The 17,763-nt window shown below is 69.5% G+C and carries 14 protein-coding genes; 9 read left to right on the top strand and 5 right to left on the bottom strand.

Going from position 1 to position 17,763, the window contains the following annotated elements; all coding sequences use genetic code 11:
* The first annotated feature begins 67 nt into the window (after nucleotides 1-67).
* The gene (locus ABH933_RS09375) at nucleotides 68-655 is read left to right on the top strand and encodes a Uma2 family endonuclease (RefSeq protein ID WP_429415927.1); all 588 of its coding nucleotides are present in this window, start codon (nucleotides 68-70) and stop codon (nucleotides 653-655) included.
* Between the two features lie 309 nt (nucleotides 656-964).
* Here ABH933_RS09375 and ABH933_RS09370 read toward each other — a convergent pair whose 3' ends face one another.
* Complete coding sequence (locus ABH933_RS09370; RefSeq protein WP_308166981.1) at nucleotides 965-1,939, bottom strand: COX15/CtaA family protein; 975 nt, start codon at nucleotides 1,937-1,939, stop codon at nucleotides 965-967.
* A 120-nt stretch (nucleotides 1,940-2,059) separates the two neighbouring features.
* Here ABH933_RS09370 and ABH933_RS09365 point away from each other — a divergent pair, with 120 nt between their 5' ends.
* The 3 genes from ABH933_RS09365 to ABH933_RS09355 all read left to right on the top strand — a co-directional run bounded on the left by ABH933_RS09365 (nucleotide 2,060) and on the right by ABH933_RS09355 (nucleotide 5,496).
* Entirely contained in the window at nucleotides 2,060-2,458 is a 399-nt protein-coding gene (locus ABH933_RS09365; RefSeq protein ID WP_429415923.1) for a VOC family protein, read from the top strand.
* A gap of 277 nt (nucleotides 2,459-2,735) precedes the next feature.
* Entirely contained in the window at nucleotides 2,736-4,019 is a 1,284-nt protein-coding gene (locus tag ABH933_RS09360; RefSeq protein ID WP_429415920.1) for an MFS transporter, read from the top strand.
* 217 nt (nucleotides 4,020-4,236) lie between these two features.
* Nucleotides 4,237-5,496 (top strand): MFS transporter, encoded by a 1,260-nt coding sequence (locus tag ABH933_RS09355; protein WP_429455020.1) that lies wholly within the window; start codon nucleotides 4,237-4,239, stop codon nucleotides 5,494-5,496.
* Between the two features lie 134 nt (nucleotides 5,497-5,630).
* Here the strand turns inward: ABH933_RS09355 and ABH933_RS09350 are convergent, their stop codons facing one another.
* Complete coding sequence (locus tag ABH933_RS09350) at nucleotides 5,631-6,284, bottom strand: helix-turn-helix domain-containing protein (RefSeq protein ID WP_429415914.1); 654 nt, start codon at nucleotides 6,282-6,284, stop codon at nucleotides 5,631-5,633.
* A 199-nt stretch (nucleotides 6,285-6,483) separates the two neighbouring features.
* Between ABH933_RS09350 and ABH933_RS09345 the strand changes: the two genes are divergently transcribed.
* The 5 genes from ABH933_RS09345 (at nucleotide 6,484) to atzF (ending at nucleotide 13,773) form a co-directional block, all read left to right on the top strand.
* Nucleotides 6,484-7,998 (top strand): amino acid permease, encoded by a 1,515-nt coding sequence (locus tag ABH933_RS09345; RefSeq protein WP_429415911.1) that lies wholly within the window; start codon nucleotides 6,484-6,486, stop codon nucleotides 7,996-7,998.
* Between the two features lie 115 nt (nucleotides 7,999-8,113).
* Complete coding sequence (locus ABH933_RS09340) at nucleotides 8,114-8,869, top strand: DUF1989 domain-containing protein (RefSeq protein WP_429415908.1); 756 nt, start codon at nucleotides 8,114-8,116, stop codon at nucleotides 8,867-8,869.
* 127 nt (nucleotides 8,870-8,996) lie between these two features.
* On the top strand, nucleotides 8,997-9,614 hold the full coding sequence (locus tag ABH933_RS09335; RefSeq protein ID WP_429415905.1) for an urea amidolyase associated protein UAAP2: 618 nt from the start codon (nucleotides 8,997-8,999) through the stop codon (nucleotides 9,612-9,614).
* Nucleotides 9,615-9,684: 70 nt separating this feature from the next.
* Nucleotides 9,685-11,805 carry a 5-oxoprolinase/urea amidolyase family protein gene (locus ABH933_RS09330; RefSeq protein WP_429417749.1) on the top strand — a complete coding sequence of 707 codons (2,121 nt, stop codon included), beginning with the start codon at nucleotides 9,685-9,687 and terminating at the stop codon, nucleotides 11,803-11,805.
* Nucleotides 11,806-12,141: 336 nt separating this feature from the next.
* Nucleotides 12,142-13,773 carry an allophanate hydrolase gene (gene atzF, locus ABH933_RS09325; protein ID WP_429415902.1) on the top strand — a complete coding sequence of 544 codons (1,632 nt, stop codon included), beginning with the start codon at nucleotides 12,142-12,144 and terminating at the stop codon, nucleotides 13,771-13,773.
* A 367-nt stretch (nucleotides 13,774-14,140) separates the two neighbouring features.
* Here the strand turns inward: atzF and ABH933_RS09320 are convergent, their stop codons facing one another.
* The 3 genes from ABH933_RS09320 to mptB all read right to left on the bottom strand — a co-directional run bounded on the left by ABH933_RS09320 (nucleotide 14,141) and on the right by mptB (nucleotide 17,692).
* Nucleotides 14,141-14,923, bottom strand: a complete 783-nt coding sequence (locus ABH933_RS09320; protein ID WP_429415899.1) for an ABC transporter permease — start codon at nucleotides 14,921-14,923, stop codon at nucleotides 14,141-14,143.
* Nucleotides 14,924-15,086: 163 nt separating this feature from the next.
* A complete protein-coding gene (locus ABH933_RS09315; protein WP_429415896.1) occupies nucleotides 15,087-16,016 on the bottom strand; it encodes an ABC transporter ATP-binding protein in 930 nt (309 codons plus the stop codon).
* Nucleotides 16,013-17,692 (bottom strand): polyprenol phosphomannose-dependent alpha 1,6 mannosyltransferase MptB, encoded by a 1,680-nt coding sequence (mptB, locus tag ABH933_RS09310; protein ID WP_429415893.1) that lies wholly within the window; start codon nucleotides 17,690-17,692, stop codon nucleotides 16,013-16,015. Before mptB ends, ABH933_RS09315 begins: the two co-directional genes overlap by 4 nt.
* Between the last annotated feature and the right edge of the window lie 71 nt (nucleotides 17,693-17,763).

The following is a 17,763-nucleotide window of genomic DNA, read 5'->3' as shown; positions in this document are numbered from 1 at the left end:
AGCGCCGAAACCGGGATTCACCCAGCACTGGGTGCCGTCCCTCCTCCCGCACGAGAGGACAGGAGCGGTGAGTGTCGCATTCGACTACGGATATGGTTACGGCCCCTACACGGTCGAGGACCTGCACGCCCTACCGGACGAGGGCAAGTCGTTCGAGCTTGTGGATGGCTGGCTGATCGAGTTGTCGCCTAGCACGCGTCACGACTATCTCGGCCGGGTTATCGAGCGCATTCTGGAGCGCTGCGCCGAGGATGCCGGTGTGTCTGCATACGTCCAGGCTCCGATGGATATCTCGACACCGGCGGGTGCCCGAAAGCCGGACGTTGCGGTAATGGATGCCGCGGCAGCCCGCAATGCTCGCGATCTCGGCTTGTCGTTGTATCCCGGCAGCGAGGTCCAGCTCGCCATCGAGATCGTCTCGCGCGGATCGGGTAGTGAGCGCGAAGACCGCGGCCGGAAGGTCACCGAGTACGCGCGTACCGGTATCGGTCAGTACTGGATCGTCGACTTCGATCCGCGTCCGCGTATCCAGATCCGCTACCTCACGAGCGATCGTTACACCGATCCGATAGTTCTGGATGAAACCGCGACACTCGACGTCGACGTGCCGTTTCCGATCAGTTTTCCGGTTTCGCGTCTCGGCGATTATTCCTGAGCCGACTTCCCGACCACAGCTCCGCTGCGCATCTTCAGCGCCCTGACCGGGTCCCGGATCCGCTGCGGCTCTTTGCGGAGATCCGCCTATCCGCAGCACCCGCCGCCGCAGCAACCTCCGGCCGCGGGTGCGGGGTCGGGCCGGCGGACCCGCCCGCGGAGCCGGTGAGGGCGATGGTGGTGAGGAGTTTGACCGTAAGCTCGAAGGTCTCGGTGCATTCGCGGCAGCGGTACGCGTAAGTTTCGGAATTATCGCCGATACCGGGCGGGGGCCGTGCATCGCTCCCGTGAGCTGGGACGACGGTGACGATCAGGACGCGTGCGCGACCTGGCTCTCCGTCTGCGCCGTGATTGATTCGCGGGTGCGCATGGCGGCCCAGAGGGCGGCGGTGGCGGCGGTGCAGGCGGCCGCGCCGCCCACGTGCGCGGCGACCAGTGCGGCGGGAACGTGGGTGAAGTACTGCACGATGCCCACCAGGCCCTGCGCGCACACCAGCGCGATCACCACGGCGAGGCGGTTGCGCAGGGCGCGCGTCATGCCGACGGCCGCCAGGCCGAAGCCGAGGCCGATGATCAGCGCGAGGTATGCCACGACCATCTCCGCATGCGCGTGCACCAGGGTCACGATCTCGATCTTCAGGCGCGCAACGGGTTTGGTGACGCTCTCATCGCCCGCATGCGGCCCGGCGCCGGTGACGAAGGTTCCCGCGACGAGGGTGGCCGTCAGCGCCACCGCGCTCAGGACGGTCAGCCAGCGCAGCGGCGCGGGCACCCGTGGCGCGGCGATGCCGTCGTCGGGCTCGCCGATCTTCGCGAACAGCAGGACCGAGAGCCACACCATCAGCATCGAGGCCAGCAGGTGGATCGACACCGTCCACCACAGCAGCCCGGCGCGCACGGTGATGCCGCCGAGGACGGCCTGCAGCACGGTGCCGCCGGGCATCAGCCACGCGTAGGCGACGACCTCGCCCCGCCGCCGCGCCCGCAGCACCGCGAGCACCACCAGCGCCGCGAAGAACGTGACGACGAAGGCCGCCATGCGGTTGGAGAATTCGACGGCCTGATGCCAGAACGGCACCGCCGCGTGCGGAACCGGGGTGAAGCTGCCGGGGAAGCAGGTCGGCCACGTCGGGCAGCCCAGGCCCGAGGACGTGACGCGCACCACCGCACCGGTGACCGAGATCCCGGCCTGGGACAACACCACGAGGAACGCAATGATCCGCTGCACTCGCAGGGAGGGCAGCGGCAGCAGGTCGACGAGTCGCATGAAGGCGCGTGACAGCACAAAACGATGGTAGTCCGGGCCGACACAGCCGCCGCACGCGGGCTACTACGGCCCGTCGTTGTAGCCGCACCGGTCACCCGAACGCCTGACAGGGGACCGCGCGGCTGATAGGTGTTCCACATGACCCTCCGTGCGCGCCTGTTCGCCGCCACCATCGACTGCCCGGACCCCGTCGGCCTGGCACGGTTCTACCGGACCCTTCTCGGCGGGCAGCTGCGTTCCGGGAGCCCGGATTTCGTCGTGCTCACCAGCGACCACGGTGTTCGCCTCGACTTCCAGCGTGTTGCCAACCGTCAACCGGCGCCGTGGCCCGACCCCGCAGCGCCCGGCCGGGTCCACCTGGACTTCAGCGTTGAGGACCTCGGAGAGGCGGAAAGGCAGCTGCTCGAGGTGGGTGCCACCCTCGCGTCGTACCAGCCCGGCGGGGAACGCTTCCGCGTGCTCCTGGACCCCGAGGGGCATCCGTTCTGTATTTGCACCGAGCCCGCGACGGCGACTCCGGCCGACCTGGTCTACTGATGTAATAATCACACCGACCAGTCGGTTTTGATACGAATTATCCCGATTTCTGATGACGCGCCGATCACTTTCGCGAGTTATGGCGTGTTGTCGCAAGGGATTTCGCTAGCGTGAAATCCGCAGCGAATATCCAGTGAACTTCGCCGTCGCTTCACACAGCAGCTCGGACTACCGAATCGCCGCCCCCCTCCGGCCGTTGCCGGTGGTGCATTTCCTTTCGTCCAGACCGGCTCCGCGCCGCGTGGATGGGTGCGTGCCGACGCCAGAGAGGTGGCCGATGTCGAAGATCCGGGTTGTCGCGGTGTGTGCCGGGTTCGGGTTGGAGGCTTACGACTGGGGAATGTATCCGCTGCTGCTGAGCTATTTCGGGCCGAACTTCTTCGGTGCGGATGTGCAGCGTTCGCTGGTGTCCGGCTTCGCGGTCTTCGCGGTCGGATTCGTCACGCGCCCGTTCGGTGGGGTGATTCTGGGCCGCTTCGCCGATGTGCGCGGCCGCAAGCCCGCGATGCTGGTCTGCATGACCGGGGCCGGGGTGGCGGCGCTGGGCATGGGGGTGACCCCGAGCGCGGCGGCGTTCGCCGGGGCGCCGGTGCTGGTACTGGGCTGGCGGGCGCTGCTGGGATTCTTCTTCGGCGGTGAGGCCCCGCTCGGGCACGGCTACGTCTACGAGATGACCACGCCCGGCCGCCGCGGCACGGGCGGGAGCTGGCTGCCCGCGGCCGCGGGGGTCGGCGGAATCCTCGCGAATCTGCTTGTGCTGGGCCTGGTCTCGGCCGTGGGATCGGACGGGATGACCGCCGGATACTGGCGCGTTCCGTTCCTGGTCGGCGCCGTGGCGTCCTTCGTATTCGCCGCGCTGCGTGGCGGCCTGGTCGAATCCGGGCAGTTCCAGGCTTACCGCCACGACGACTACTCCTGGTGGTCGGCGCGGCGGCGGCTCGCGCTGCCGATGCTGGTCGTCGCGGGCGTGACGATCGGCGCGTCGGCATCGTTCTACCTGTGGGGCGGAGTGTCCACGACCTACGCCATCAGCGTGCTGCAGCTCGACGATCAGCAGGTGCTGCTGGCGGCGATGTCCGCGACGCTGGCGACCACCATCGCCGTGCCGTTGCTCGGGCGCCTGGGCGACCGGGTGGGGTGCCGGTTCCTGATGGCGGCGGGCGCGCTCGCGGCGGCCATCGCCGTCGTCCCGCTGCAGTACGGGCTCGAAAACGGTGGGGTACTGGGCTTCTGGCTGGTGATCGTCGCCGCGCACCTGCTGAACGCGCCGATACTGGCGATGATGCCGACCGTGCTCGCAGGCCTGGTGCCGGGCCGCTACCGCGTCGCCGCCGAGGCGCTGCCGTACACGCTCACCACGATGCTGTTCGGTGGGACGGTGCCGATGCTCAAGCAGCTCACCGCCGACCACACCGCGCTGATCGGCAGCTATGTGGCGCTGCTGCTGCTCATCACGTTCGCGACGCTGCAGCTGACCTCGCGACGCGGTGCGGAGTCGCCGGACGGGGAGGTGGCGGAAGACGTTGTGGGGGTGGTGATTCCGGTCGTCGTCCAACCGTGAAGCCGTGTGGGCAGCCCTGACTCCCACATGGCCGGTGCGACGGGAGCTGCCTGCCGGTTCGCGCCGAACCGGTCCCGCTCGCCGTCCCGTCGCGGCGATCTGGCAAGCCGAACCAGGGCGTCGGTCGCGCTGACGCGCATCGGCCGTGTGGTGTCCGGGTTGGCATCGAACCCGCACGTCGCACCAACACTTGAACGGTGTTAAAGTTGGCGCGCTCATGAATACTCTTGTGATTGCGCGCACCCGCCTGGCCCATCGGCTGACCGCCTCGGGTGCCGGTGCCGCGCTGGAAGCCTACGAATGGTCGCTGTACGCGCTGCTGGTGACCTATTTCTCGCCCCACTTCTTCGGTGGCTCGCTGCAGCATTCGGTGCTGTACGGCCTGGGCGTTTTCGCGCTCGGGTTCGTGATCCGGCCGGTCGGCGCGTTGGTGCTGGGGCGCCTGGCCGATCAGCGTGGGCGGCGGCCGGCACTGATGGTATCGATCTCGCTCGCGGGCGTGGCAACCCTGGCGATGGCGCTGACCCCGGGCCGGGAGAGTATCGGGGCGGCCGCCCCGGCGCTGCTACTGGTGTGGCGGCTGGTGCTGGGGTTCTCCTTCGGCGGCGAGCAGGCCATCGCGCAGGCGTACATGTACGAATCCGCGCCGGAGGGTCGGCGGATCCTGGGCACCAGCGTGTATTCGATCTTCTACGGATTGGGCACGGTCTGCGCGAATCTGATCGCCGCGGCGCTGCTGGCCGCCGTCGGATCGGCGGCGATGACGGCCGGGTACTGGCGCGTGCCGTTTGCGGTTGCGGCGGTGCTGTCGTTCGTATTCCTGCTCGCCCGGCGCACCCTGCCCGAGACCTTGGATCGCGTCGCCGCCTCGGAAACCGTTGCCGTGCTGCGGGAGTGGCGTACGTTGATCTGGCCGGTGCTGGCCGTGGCGGGTCTGACCGCGGGCTCGCTGTCGTCGTACTACCTGTGGATCAGCGCGCCGACCAGCTACGCCATCAGCGTGCTGAAGATGCCCGACACCCAGGTGCTGTGGGCGGGGGTGGTGTCGCAGCTGGCGTTCATGGTGATCGCCCCGGCCTGGGGCTGGCTGGCCGACCGGATCGGCGTGCTGCGCTGGATGGCAGGGGCATCCCTGATCCTGGCGGTGGCGACGCTGCCGATGCAGCTGCTGATGAATTCCGCGACGGTGACCACCTACTGGGTGCTCATGATCGGGGCGGCGGTATGCGTGGCGACCCTGTCCGCGACGCTGACCGGCGCCTCGGCCGCGATCGCCCCGGCCCGGCATCGTGTCACGGTGATGGCGCTGCCCTACGCCGTCGCCGGCGCGATCTTCGGCGGCACCACCCCGGCGCTCAAGGAGCTTTCCGCCCCGCATCCGCGGCTGTTCTCGCTGTATATCGCCCTGCTGCTGGTGATTACGGCCGCTACCGCGCTGCTGGCTCGGCCTCTGGATCGGTCGCGAACGGCCGAGTGATGACTCGGCCGCGCAGCTGCCGGACGTGGCCGCCGCGATACGCGAACTCGGCAGGGTCCTCGAGCTGTCACGAATGGTCGAGACGACTCGGGCTGCCCGCAGCCCCAGGCGCCTGCGGGCGCAGGCAGCTCGCGCTATTGGGCGGCGAGGCGGTCCAGGAGGTCGGCGGCGGCGGTGCGGATTGCAGCCGTATCGTCGTGGCCGAGCATGCGCAGGACCGCGTCCGGGATCAGGCGGTCAACATCGCCGGGCGTGGCGGTCTCGTCGGAGCGGATATTGATCACGCTCTCGACCAGGCGGAACGGCAGCGCCCACGCGTCTGCCGCGGCATCGCCGGTTACGGCGGCGGCCAGGCGCTCATAGTGTTCGCGTAATTCTTTGCGGCGCAGCCGGAAGTCCGCGAAGCGCTCCGACCGCAACTCCGGTAGTAGGTACAGCGCGCCGAGATTCCAACGCGCCGAGGATAGTTGGTGCACGTCGAACCAGGCCAGGGCGTAGAGGCGGACCTCCGTCGGCTCCGGTTCGTCGCTCATCCGTCCGAGGAGTTCCAGTGGGGCGGAGACGGTTTGGTCCAGTAGCGCCTCGAGGATGTCGTCCTTGGCGGAGAAATGATGGTAGAGCGAGGCCTGCCGGATACCGACCGCGTCGGCGATGGCCCGCGTGGAGGTGCTCGCGTAGCCGCGCGTGGTGAACAGCTCGGCGGCGGCGTCGAGGATCTCCGCGCGCGGGGTCGGCCCGCGGCGGCGCCGGGGCTCGAGGCGGGGGCGGCCGGGTCCGAGTTGCGTCACGGCTCCCATTCTGGCTCATCGGTGGTGGTCGATGCCCGCGACCTGCGCGGGGAGATTTCTGTCATCTGACAGAAATAGCCGCAATCCAAAAGTTACCGCACGTCACGGATCGGATACATCGACGTCACCGGGAACGCGATCCGGATCGCAAAACTATCAGTCGATAGATATTGACCCCGACGCCGAAGGACACGCACCCATGTCCACCACCGTCACCGCTCCAACATCGTCCGATAGCGCCGACCTCGAAGCGTTCGGCTATCGGCCCGTCCTGCACCGAAAACTCGGCCGCTACGCCTCGTTCGCGGCCGGATTCTCCTTCGTCTCCATCCTCACCACGATCTTCCAATTCTTCGGATTCGGTTACGGATTCGGCGGCGGGGCCTTCTTCTGGACGTGGCCGATCGTCTTCGCCGGGCAGTTCCTGGTGGCGCTGAATTTCGCCGAACTCGCCGCCCGATACCCGATCTCGGGCTGCATCTACCAGTGGTCGCGGCGCCTGGCCGGTGAGGTCGTCGGCTGGTTCGCCGGGTGGATGATGATCATCGCCCAGGTCGTCACGGCCGCGGCCGCCGCCATCGCCCTGCAGGTGGTGCTGCCCTCGGTCTGGAGCGGCTTCCAAGTCATCGGCCATGACACCGCGCTGACCTCGAAATCCGGTGCGGCGAACGCGGTTCTGCTCGGCAGCGTGCTGCTGGTGCTGACGACGGTGGTCAATGTGGTCGGCATCGAGGTGATGTCGCGGATCAACACCATCGGCGTCACCGTCGAGATCGTCGGCGTGATCGCGACCGTCGCGCTGTTCCTGACCCACACCGAACGCGGCCCGGGCGTCGTCTTCGATCACAGTACCGCCGCGCCGGGCGGATACTGGGCGGCCTTCCTGGTCTCCGGACTGATGGCGGCCTATGTGATGGTCGGATTCGATTCCGCCGGCGAGCTTTCCGAGGAGACGAGGAATCCGCGCCAGGTCGCGCCGCGCACGATCCTGACCGCGCTCGCGGTCTCGGCGCTGGGCGGCGGGCTCATGCTGCTCGGCGCGCTGATCGCGGCTCCGAGCCTGAGCGACGGCAAACTCGCCACGGACGGCCTGGCCTATGTGATATCCGCGAAGCTGGACAGCCCGGCGGGGCGGGTGCTGCTGTGCTGCGTGGCCGTCGCGATCACGGTGTGCACCTTGGCGATTCAGACAGCCGGGTCGCGGCTGATATTCTCGATGGCCCGGGACGGGCGGCTGCCGTTCGCCCGGCGCCTGGCGGCGGTGCATCCGCGCTTCGGCACCCCGGTGCTCCCGGCCGTGGTAATCGGCGCGCTCGCCATCGCGCTGCTGGTGTTGAACCTCGGCAATGCCGCGATCTTCGCCACGCTGGCCAGTGTCTGCATCGTTATGCTGTATCTGGCCTATCTGCTGGTCACCGTGCCGCTGCTCGTCCATCGCATCCGGAACCGCGCGATCGCGGACGATTCCGGACTGTTCTCGCTGGGCCGCTTCGGAATTCCGGTGAATGCGCTGGCGGTGCTGTGGGGTCTCGGGATGGCGGTGAATCTGGCCTGGCCCCGCGCCGCGGTGTATACGCCGACCGGCGGTGGGTGGTGGATGCTCTGGGCCGCACCGCTTTTCGTGCTGGCGAGCATCGCGGTCGGCGCGGTGGCGCACCAGTTCGTCGCCGACCGCCCCGCCGGGAACTCCGCGCCCGCGATGCAGCCCGCATGACCGGACGCGACGGCGTTCCCCTGGGTCGGCCGGCCCTCGCGCTGCTGCTCATCGACCTGATCCGGCGAATCGCCGCGGGGGACATCGCATCACTTCGACGCAGAAAGGACTTGGTATGACCGGCACCGCATCCACGACCGGGGCGCGGGTACATGCCCGCTCCCAGGCGGCAGCCGCGCAGATCATGGGCCCCGACCTGCCCGCGGGAATCGAGGCCACGGACGTACGCTTCGCGCAACGTATTCCGGACGGCGGCTACGCCAATGTGGTGCTTGCCAGAGGAACCCGGATCCGGCTGTCCGATCCGCGAGGCGCGGCGTGTGCGCACATACTGCTGCTGCGCGCCGAATCGCCCTGGGAGCGGCTGAATGTCGCGGATACCGTCAAGGTGCCCTGGCAGGCGTACCTACAGATCGGACATCCCCTGCTGTCCGATCAGGGGCGGATCCTGGCCACGCTCGTCGCCGATTCCTCGGGGCACCACGACGCGCTCTGTGGTCCGGGGCCGGATGCTCGCCGGGCGTTGCGGCTGGCCGGTGCGAAACACGGTCTGGCGCCGCGGGATATCGGCCCGACCGTCTCGCTGTTCCGCGGCGTGCGCGTGGAGCCGGACGGCGCACTGACTCCGACCGGCGGAGGCGGGGAGGGCGCCGCGGTGGAGCTGCTGACGCATCTGCCGGTCACGCTGCTGATCGCCAATGCCCCGCATCCGCTGGACGATGCGCCGGCCACCGACCTGGATGTCGTCGCGTGGCAAGCCTCCGGTGATCTGGCCGTCTCGCACAACGACGACCCGGAATATCAACGGGCGGTCGAGAACACCGAGTCGGCCTGGAATGCCGCGCTCGGCGGGAGAACGCGGCGTGAGTAAGCGAAGTAGGCGCGCCCGGGCCCCACGGCATGCCAGAGCCGAGCGGGCCGGAGGTGGCGGCGGGGCGTAACCACACCTCGAGCGGGTCAGGACGTCTCGCACCAGCCCGGACGCAAAGGAGAATCGTATGAACACCCTCGCACATACCGTACTGCTGGATCAGACCGTGCCCGCCCGGGCGCCGTGGTCGGCGATCGTGCCCGCCGGGGCGCATCTGGACATCGTCGATCTGCACGGCAACCAGGCCGTGGACTGCCTGCTGTATTCGGCCGCCGACCACGCCGAACGCTACAGCGCCCAGGCCACGATCACCGCGCAGCGCAACATCTTCCTCACCGCCGGCAGCGTGCTGCGCACCGACGCGGGCGCCGCGCTGATGACGGTTGTCGCCGACGAGGTCGGCAATCACGACACCGTCGCCGGCGCATGCTCCCAGGAGTCGAACACCCTGCGCTACGGGCACCACACCCGCCACCAGCACGCCTGCGTGGAGAACTTCCTCGCCGAGGGCATGAAATGGGGCCTGGGCAAACGGGATCTGGTCTCGAACATCAATTGGTTCATGAACGTCCCCGTGGAGGCGGACGGCACCCTCGGCATCGTCGACGGCCTCTCGGCCCCCGGCAAGAAGCTGACCCTGCGCGCGGAGATCGACACCCTGGTCCTGGTCTCGAACTGCCCGCAGATCAACAACCCCTGCAACGGATTCGACCCCACCCCGGTGCGCATGGTCATCACGCGCTGACGTCCGCACCCCGAATGCCATTGCACTGCAACCCATTCGTTCAGGAGGTTCGGTTATGAACGCCGCCGAAGTGACGGGCGCGACCCTCGCGCATCCCACCGCCCATACGCCGGAGAGTCCTGTGGCCGCGCACGGACCGACTCGGGTATCCGCACGAGTCGCGTCTGTGGTTCATTCTCCACTGGAAGGTCCCACGGGCACACGAGAATCGGCTCCGGGGGAGCGGCCCGGCATCGACGTGATCCGGCCGGGAATGCTGACGACGGTGCAGGATTGGCCAGGGCGGGTGGGATATTGGCATGTGGGGGTGCCGCCGTCGGGGCCTATGGACGATCTGTCGTTCCGGTTGGGCAATCGCGCGCTCGGCAATGCGCAGGGGGCGGCCGGGCTCGAATGCACGCTGACCGGACCGGGATTGCGGTTCCGGAAGGCGGGTTGGGTGTGCGTGACGGGTGCACCCGTGCCGGTCACCATCGATGGCGCATCGGTTCCGATGTGGCGGGCGATTCAGGTACCTGCGGGCGGGATGCTGGACGTGGGCGCCGTGCGCGGGCCCGGCATGCGCTGCTATATCCTGGTGGCCGGAGGGATCGATGTTCCCGAATATCTCAGCAGTGCGGCGACTTTCACGCTAGGACATTTCGGAGGCGGCACCGGGGCCGCGCTGCGGGCCGGGCAGAGCCTAGCGCTCGGGCGGGCGGGGCGGATCGGCTCGGGAGTGCCCGCCGACGAACGGCCCGTGCTGTCGCGGCGCTGGGAGCTCGCGGTGACCGAGGGGCCGCACGGGGCGCCGGAGTTCTTCACCCGCGCCGATATCGAGACGATCGTCGGCACCGACTACGAGGTGCATTTCAACTCCGATCGGACCGGCGTGCGGCTGGTCGGCCCGAAACCGCGGTTCGCGCGCCCGGACGGGGGCGAGGCGGGGCTGCACCCGTCCAATATCCACGACACCGCGTATTCGGTCGGCGCGCTGGACTTCACGGGGGACACCCCGATTCTGCTCGGGCCGGACGGGCCGAGTCTCGGGGGCTTCGTCTGCCCGGTCACGGTGGTGGCCGCGGATCGCTGGAAGCTCGGCCAGCTGACGCCGGGCGACAGCGTGTGTTTCGTTCCTGTGCGGGCGGCACGGGCGGCGTCGCCGCGTGCGCTGGGGCCAGCGCGGCGCGCCGGATGGCCGTTCGTGCTGTCGAGCGGCGGGGACGGCGACGACGGCGTGCTCGCCCGCGCCGAGGCGGACGACACCACGCGGATCACCTATCGGCGTGCGGGCGACGACGGCATCCTCGTCGAATACGGCGATATGACATTGGATCTGGGTCTGCGGGCGCGGGTGCACGCGCTGCACGAACATCTGCTCGAGCATCGCGAGCCGGGTGTGGTCGAGCTGACGCCCGGCGTGCGATCGCTGCAGGTGCGTTTCGACCCGGATCGGCTGTGGTCCGCGAAGCTGCTGGGGCTGCTGTCCGCCGCGGAGGCGCACCTGCCGTCCGCAGAGGATCTGGTGGTGCCGAGCCGGACCGTGAATCTGCCGCTGTCGTGGGATGATCCGGCGACGCGGGAGGCGATCACTCGATATATGCACGGCGTCCGCGCCGATGCGCCCTGGTGCCCGTGGAATATCGAGTTCATTCGCCGCGTCAACGGATTGCCTTCGGTGCGAGATGTTTTCGACACCGTCTTCGCCGCGGAATATCTCGTGCTCGGCCTCGGCGATGTCTATCTGGGCGCACCGGTCGCCACCCCGGTGGATCCCCGGCACCGCCTGGTGACCACCAAATACAATCCGGCGCGCACCTGGACCCCCGAGAACGCGGTCGGCATCGGCGGCGCCTACCTGTGCATCTACGGCATGGAGGGCCCCGGCGGCTACCAGTTCGTCGGCCGCACCACCCCGGTATGGCGGCACGGCGGCGACGGATCCGGCGAATCCCCCTGGTTGCTGCGATATTTCGACCGCATCCGCTGGTATCCCGTCGAACCGGACGAACTACTGGACCTGCGGGCCGAATTCGCCTCGGGCCGGGGAGAACTCCGCACCGAGGACGGCGAGTTCCGCCTCGCCGACCACCGTCGCTTCGTCCACGACAACGCCGCCTCGATCGCCGAATTCCGGACCCACCAGGCCGCGGCCTTCGCCGCCGAACGCGAATCCTGGCGCACCGCGGGAGAACTCGCCGAGAGCCGATGACGGCCACTGGGCCCTGGTCCACCCCGCGTGCGTGCCCAACGCGCCGCAATCCGTCGTCACCCGGTCGGCGCGGTGACGATGTGAAAACGACGCCGGGGGCGCCCGGGTGATGCCGGGGCCGCGAGGTCATGCGGGAGCCGGGCGGTGATGCCGGGGCCGGGCGGTGATGCCGGAGGTCGGGCACGGTGCCGAGACGGGCGGCGACGCCGGGGATGGGTGCGACGCTGGAGCCGCGGGAGGACACGGGAGCGTGCGGCACCGCAAGGGGACATGCAGTGTCCCGAGCAAACATGATGCATCTGGGGAAGCGATGACTACGAGTGAGGAGTACCGGCCATGAGCGTATGGATTCACCGGCGGGCCGATGATGACATCGCCCGTGAGATCGCCACGGCGCAGGGCCCGCTGGCTGGGCTGCGGCTGGCCGTCAAGGACAACGTCGACGTCGCGGGGATTCCCACCACCGCGGGGTGTCCCGCATTCGCGTACCTCCCCGAGCGGGATGCTGCGGCGGTTGCGGCGCTGCGGGCGGCCGGGGCAGTGGTGGTCGGTAAGACGAATCTGGATCAGTTCGCGACCGGACTCGTCGGCACGCGTTCCCCGTATGGCGCGGTGCCCGATGTGCGCAGGCCCGAATTCGTCTCGGGAGGTTCGAGTTCCGGCTCGGCCGTGGCAGTGGCGGGCGGTGCGGTCGATATCGCCATCGGCACCGACACGGCGGGATCCGGGCGGGTGCCCGCGGCGTTCGGCGGGATCGTCGGGATCAAGCCGACCGTCGGGGTGGTGTCCACCGACGGGGTCGTGCCCGCCTGCCGCTCCTACGACTGCGTCACGATCTTCGCCGCAGATCTGCCGCTGGCGGACCGGGCGATGGGTGCGCTGGCGGCGGGTGCGGGGGCCCGCGCCTGGCCCGCCGATGTCCGGTTCGCCGCGCCGCCGGACCCCGTCGTGGCGGTGTTCGATGCGCTGCCCGAGCTGGATTTGCTGTGGCGCACGGCCTTCGGGCGCACGGTCGCGGCGCTGCGCGGGAGGGGTGTGCGGATCGTGACAGTCGATCCGGAGCCGTTCCTGGCCGCGGCCCGGCTGCTGTACGAGGGCGGACTCGTCGCCGAAAGATACGCCGCGGTAGGCGCATTCGTCGACGCCCACCCCGAATCGGTCGACCCGACGGTCGGATCGATCATCCGCGCGGCCCGCGATATTCCGGCCCACCGACTGGTGTCGGACCTGGCCGCCCTGGAGTCGCTGCGGGCGCGGGCGCTGGCGAGTCTCGACGGGGCCGACGCACTGCTGACCCCGACCGCGCCGGGGCAGCCGACGCTCGGCGAGGTGGCCGCCGATCCGATCGGCGCGAACTCCCGGCTCGGTACCTACACGAATTTCTGCAATCTGTTCGATCTGTGCGCGGTCGCGGTCCCGGCCGGAACCGCGGGCCCGGGGCAATTCGGCGTCACCGTGCTCGCCCGGGCGTTCGAGGACGCGGTGGCCCTGGATATCGCCTCCCGAATCCCGAACGGCGACAACGAATCCGCGGCACCGCCGGAGACAGTCTGGCCGCTGCGCGCCGCGCCCGCACACGAACTGATCGTCTTCGGCGCCCACCTGCGCGGCCAGCCGCTCGAGCATCAGCTCACAGACTTGGGCGCCCGCTGGATGGGCCCAGTGCGCACCGCGCCCCACTACCGCCTGGCCGCCCTGGACACCACCCCACCCAAACCCGCGGTCACCCGCCGCCCCGCCGGCGAGACGGGCATCGCGGTGGCGGGGGAGCGCTGGCTGCTGTCGCCGGCAGCCCTCGGTCGCTTCCTCGCGCAGCTTCCGCATCCGATGCAACTGGGCGCGGTCGAGCTCGAGGACGGCTCCTGGCACACCGCATTCGGCTGCGACGGAGCGGCCGCCGCGTCGGGCAAGGACATCAGCGAGTACGGCGGCTGGGCGGCGGCCCTGGCGGCGGGTGCCGTCGGCTGACTATTTCCGGACGTGACCTCTACGGACGTCCGCCGTGCGTCGGTCGGCGCGATCGAATCGGGGCACGGCAGTAGAGCATGCGGCGGCGGGCAAGGGCGTCGGCTCTCACGCGGGCGCGGCCGGTTGACCGTGTTCGGACGCGACATCGCGCGGGGACACAGACGCGGGTGGGGCGGATTCGACGACGACCGGATGCGCGGTAGCGTTCGGCTGCGTGGCCGATGTGGGTGAGGACGTCAGCGACTACGGCGGGCCCCGACCGCAGACACTGTCGGCTGAGCGCATCCGGACGTGACGCACGGCGCAGCTCGCAACGGTGGGTGCGGAGGCGGCGGGAGGTCGGGACCGGATCGCAAGCAGAGGCCGATCAGTCGAACTTGAAGTACCGCGTCGCGAGCCAGCCGGTGACCACGGCCCACACGCCGAGCACAACCAGCCCGTACCAGTCGACGCTCGTGCGCAGGGCCTGATCGAGCGCCTGGGCCAACGCCCCGGACGGGATCAACCGGGCGACGACGCTCAGCGGCTTGGGGATGTCGCCCGCGGCGAAGACGAGGCTGGCGACCGCGAGCATGACGAACCACGCGATATTGGCCAGGGCGAGCACGATTTCGGCCTTCAGGGTGCCGCCCAGCAGCAGTCCCATCGCCGCGAAGGTGGCGGTGCCCAGCGCGATGACCACCGCGCCGAAGACCAGCCCGGCAGCGCCCGGCCGCCAGCCCAGCGCAATACCGATGAGCCCCAGCAGGATCGACTGCAGCACCACCACGATGAGCACGGCCGCGCACTTGCCGCCGACGATGCCCCAGCGCGGCAATGCGGTGGCGCCCAGGCGTTTGAGCGCCCCGTAGCGCCGGTCGAAGCCGACGGCGATGGCCTGACCCGTGAACGCGGTGGACATGATGGCCACCATCATCACCGCGGGCACGATCCGGTCCACCCGGTGCGCGCCGAGGCTGCTCAGCGGCAGCAACGTCAGCCCGATGAGCATGGCGATCGGGATGAACATGGTCAGCAGCAGCTGTTCCCCGTTGCGCAGCAACAGGATCAGCTCCATGCGGGTCTGCGAGGCCAGCATCGCCGTCCGCGCGGCCGGGCGCGGGTCGGGGGTGAAGGTGCCCGGCTCGAAACGGGCGGCCGTGTCGGTCATCTGGACTGCCCTTCGTCTGGGTCGTTGATCGGATGGAAGGTCGGCGCTCCCGAGGGCGGGCCGAACCGCTTCCTGTGCTTGGCATTTCGTCGAACGTCGTGCGGAGTCGCGATTGCGGTGCGTCGCGGTGATCCGATACCGATCTCAGTGGCGGGGGAGGGGCTCAACTGCGGATCTCCCTTCCGGTCAACTCCAGGAACACGTCCTCGAGGCGCCGCTGGTCGATGCGAATATCAGTGGGCAGCACGTCGATTCGCGCGCACCAGGCCGTCAGGGTGGCCAGCACCTGGGGGGTGATGTCGCCGCGCAGCAGGTAGGACCCGGGGGTGGTCTCCTGCGGCGAGAAACCCTCCGGCAGTGCGGTTGTCAGCAACGTCAGGTCGAGTTTCGGCGGGGCGGTGAAGTGCAGCTGTCCCTCGGCCCCGGCGGAGGTCACCTCGGCGGGCGTACCCGCGGCGACGACGCGGCCGTGGTCGATGATGACCAGGCGGTCGGCGAGCTGCTCGGCCTCGTCCATCATGTGGGTGGTCAACAGCACACCGACCCCGTCGCGGCGTAGCGCATCGATCAGCTCCCACACCAGATGCCGCGCCTGCGCGTCCATGCCGGCGGTCGGCTCGTCCAGGAACACCATCTCCGGCCGCCCGACCAGCGCGCACGCCAGGGCTAGGCGCTGCTGCTGGCCGCCAGACAGCCGCCGGTACGGGGTGCGGCGGGCGTCCTGCAGACCCAGGGTGTTCAGCAGCCACTGCGGATCCAGGGGATTCGCCGAATAGGACGCAACCAGGTCGAGCATCTCGCCCGCCTTGGATCCGGGATACGCGCCGCCGCCCTGCAGCATGACCCCGATACGGGGACGCAGCGCGTCGGTGTCCGCGATCGGGTCCAGGCCGAGCACCCGCACCGTGCCCGCGTCGGGTGCGGAGAAGCCCTCGCACATCTCCACGGTGGTGGTCTTGCCCGCGCCGTTGGGGCCCAACAGCGCCACGACCTCCGCCCGCTGCACCTCGAAGCCGAGGCCGTCGACGGCGGTGGTCTCGCCGAAGCGCTTGACAACACCATCGACCCTGACGGCGCAAGAGGATCCGTTCACGAAGTGACACCGTATGCCGCGGGCGGCTGTGATGGAGCAGACACCCCCGCACGGTTCCGCCACGGCAGCAGATGGCGGGTGAGCACGATGAAGATCACCCCGACGACCAAACCGGCCGACGCGGCCTCGATGATCTGGAAGACGCCGAAGTCTGCGCCGCGCGGCATCAGGATCATGCTGACCACGGCGGAGAACACCACCGCGGGTACCCGGAACGTGCGCGTGGTGGCCCAGGCCGCGAGCGGGACGATCGCCCACAGCAGGTACCACGGCTGCACGACGGGATACAGCAGCACGATCGCGGCCAGCGACACCCCCATGGCCCCGACCGGGTGGAGCCGGCCCTTCCAGGTGGCCACGAGCATGCGCAGGGTGAAGAATCCGGCCACGACCTCGGCGATCGGGCGGGTGATGCTCAGCAGCGCGGTGGTGTGATCGCCCAGGCCGAGCAGGACGCCACCGAATCCCGTGATGACTCCCAGCGCCGTCGGCAGCGACATCCAGCTGCGCACGCTGTTGGCGGTGTTGAGGGTGTGTATCCAGCCCATGCCCAGGCCGCTGACCTCGGCGACCAGCAGCGTGGCGCCGACCGCGATCACGAGCATCACGACCGCGGCGAGCAGCACCGGGCGGATGCCCTGGCCGAGCTTGCGTGCCAGGGCCATTCCGACGAAGCCCATCGCGATGATCGAGGTGAATTTGACCGATGCGGACAGCGTGATCACCGTCGCACCGAAGACGATCCACGCCCAGGCCCGCCGGTCCAGGACGACGCCGTCCTCGAGCCCGCGCAGGCAGAACTCGAAGCCCGCGAGCATCAGCCCGAGCATCAGCGCATCGTTGTGCACGCCCCCGACCAGGTGGAACAGCACCAGCGGGTTGGCCGCACCCAGCCACAGCGCGCTGACGGGCGCGACGCCGCAGCGCCGCGAGAGCCGGGGCAGCGCCCACACGATCAGCGCCACGCCCCCGAGCTCGAGCAGCCGGTGCGCCCAGACGCCGAAGATGATGTTGTCGCCGGTCAGCTTGGCGATGCCCTGGCCCATCCACAGGAAGAGGGGGCCGTAGGGCGCGGGGGTGTCGCGCCAGATGTTGGGCACGTTGTTGGTCAGGACATTGGCCAGGCCCAGGCCGTTCGCCGGACCCACGACGTACGGGTCCATGCCGCGCTCGGCGATCTCGCTCTGCGCCAGGTAGGAGTAGACGTCGTTGGAGAACATCGGCGGAGCGATGGACAGTGGGACAATCCACAGCAACAGCGTGCGATCGAGCTGTGACCGGCTCAGCCGGTGCAGCGGACCCCCGCCGTAGCCGACAGCGAAGCGGCCCAGCAGCAGCCAGGCGCCGACGACCGCGGCCGTGCCGATCATGCACATGGCCAGCGTGGGGGTGGCCGCCCGCGCGAACATCCCGACGACCCGCATCCCCGACACGGGATTCTGATGCACCGGCTGGGCGCCCACCCCGAGCGCGCTGATCGCCATCAGCACCGCGCCGGTCGCGCCGAGCAACCGAATCCGCTTGAACTGCACCATTTCCCGCGCGTCGAGGCCGGGCGCCTCGGACTCGTTGGTGTGCAGCGCGGCGATGGTGTGATCGGGTGCGGGGACGTCCAGGCCCAACGCCCGGCGCCCTACCGCGATCGACCTGCGCCGTATGTCCTCCACTACCGCCACGGGGAAAGAGCCTAGTTCGGGCACGAGCCGCGGCGGTGACGGGATCGGACTAATTCACCCGGGCTCGCGGG

The organism is Nocardia sp. GP40, from assembly GCF_050434125.1.
GTDB classification, from domain to species: Bacteria; Actinomycetota; Actinomycetes; order Mycobacteriales; family Mycobacteriaceae; genus Nocardia; species Nocardia albiluteola.
Note: the sequence above shows the minus strand (reverse complement) of the source record. Positions and strands in the feature narration are given on the sequence as shown.

Excerpts from the sequence above, each read along its gene's own strand:
- ABH933_RS09365 (WP_429415923.1), top strand. The coding sequence starts at position 2,060 with ATGACCCTCCGTGCGCGCCTGTTCGCCGCCACCATCGACTGCCCGGAC.
- ABH933_RS09360 (WP_429415920.1), top strand. The coding sequence starts at position 2,736 with ATGTCGAAGATCCGGGTTGTCGCGGTGTGTGCCGGGTTCGGGTTGGAG.
- ABH933_RS09355 (WP_429455020.1), top strand. The coding sequence starts at position 4,237 with ATGAATACTCTTGTGATTGCGCGCACCCGCCTGGCCCATCGGCTGACC.
- ABH933_RS09345 (WP_429415911.1), top strand. The coding sequence starts at position 6,484 with ATGTCCACCACCGTCACCGCTCCAACATCGTCCGATAGCGCCGACCTC.
- ABH933_RS09340 (WP_429415908.1), top strand. The coding sequence starts at position 8,114 with ATGACCGGCACCGCATCCACGACCGGGGCGCGGGTACATGCCCGCTCC.
- ABH933_RS09335 (WP_429415905.1), top strand. The coding sequence starts at position 8,997 with ATGAACACCCTCGCACATACCGTACTGCTGGATCAGACCGTGCCCGCC.
- atzF (WP_429415902.1), top strand. The coding sequence starts at position 12,142 with ATGAGCGTATGGATTCACCGGCGGGCCGATGATGACATCGCCCGTGAG.
- ABH933_RS09320 (WP_429415899.1), bottom strand. The coding sequence starts at position 14,923 with ATGACCGACACGGCCGCCCGTTTCGAGCCGGGCACCTTCACCCCCGAC.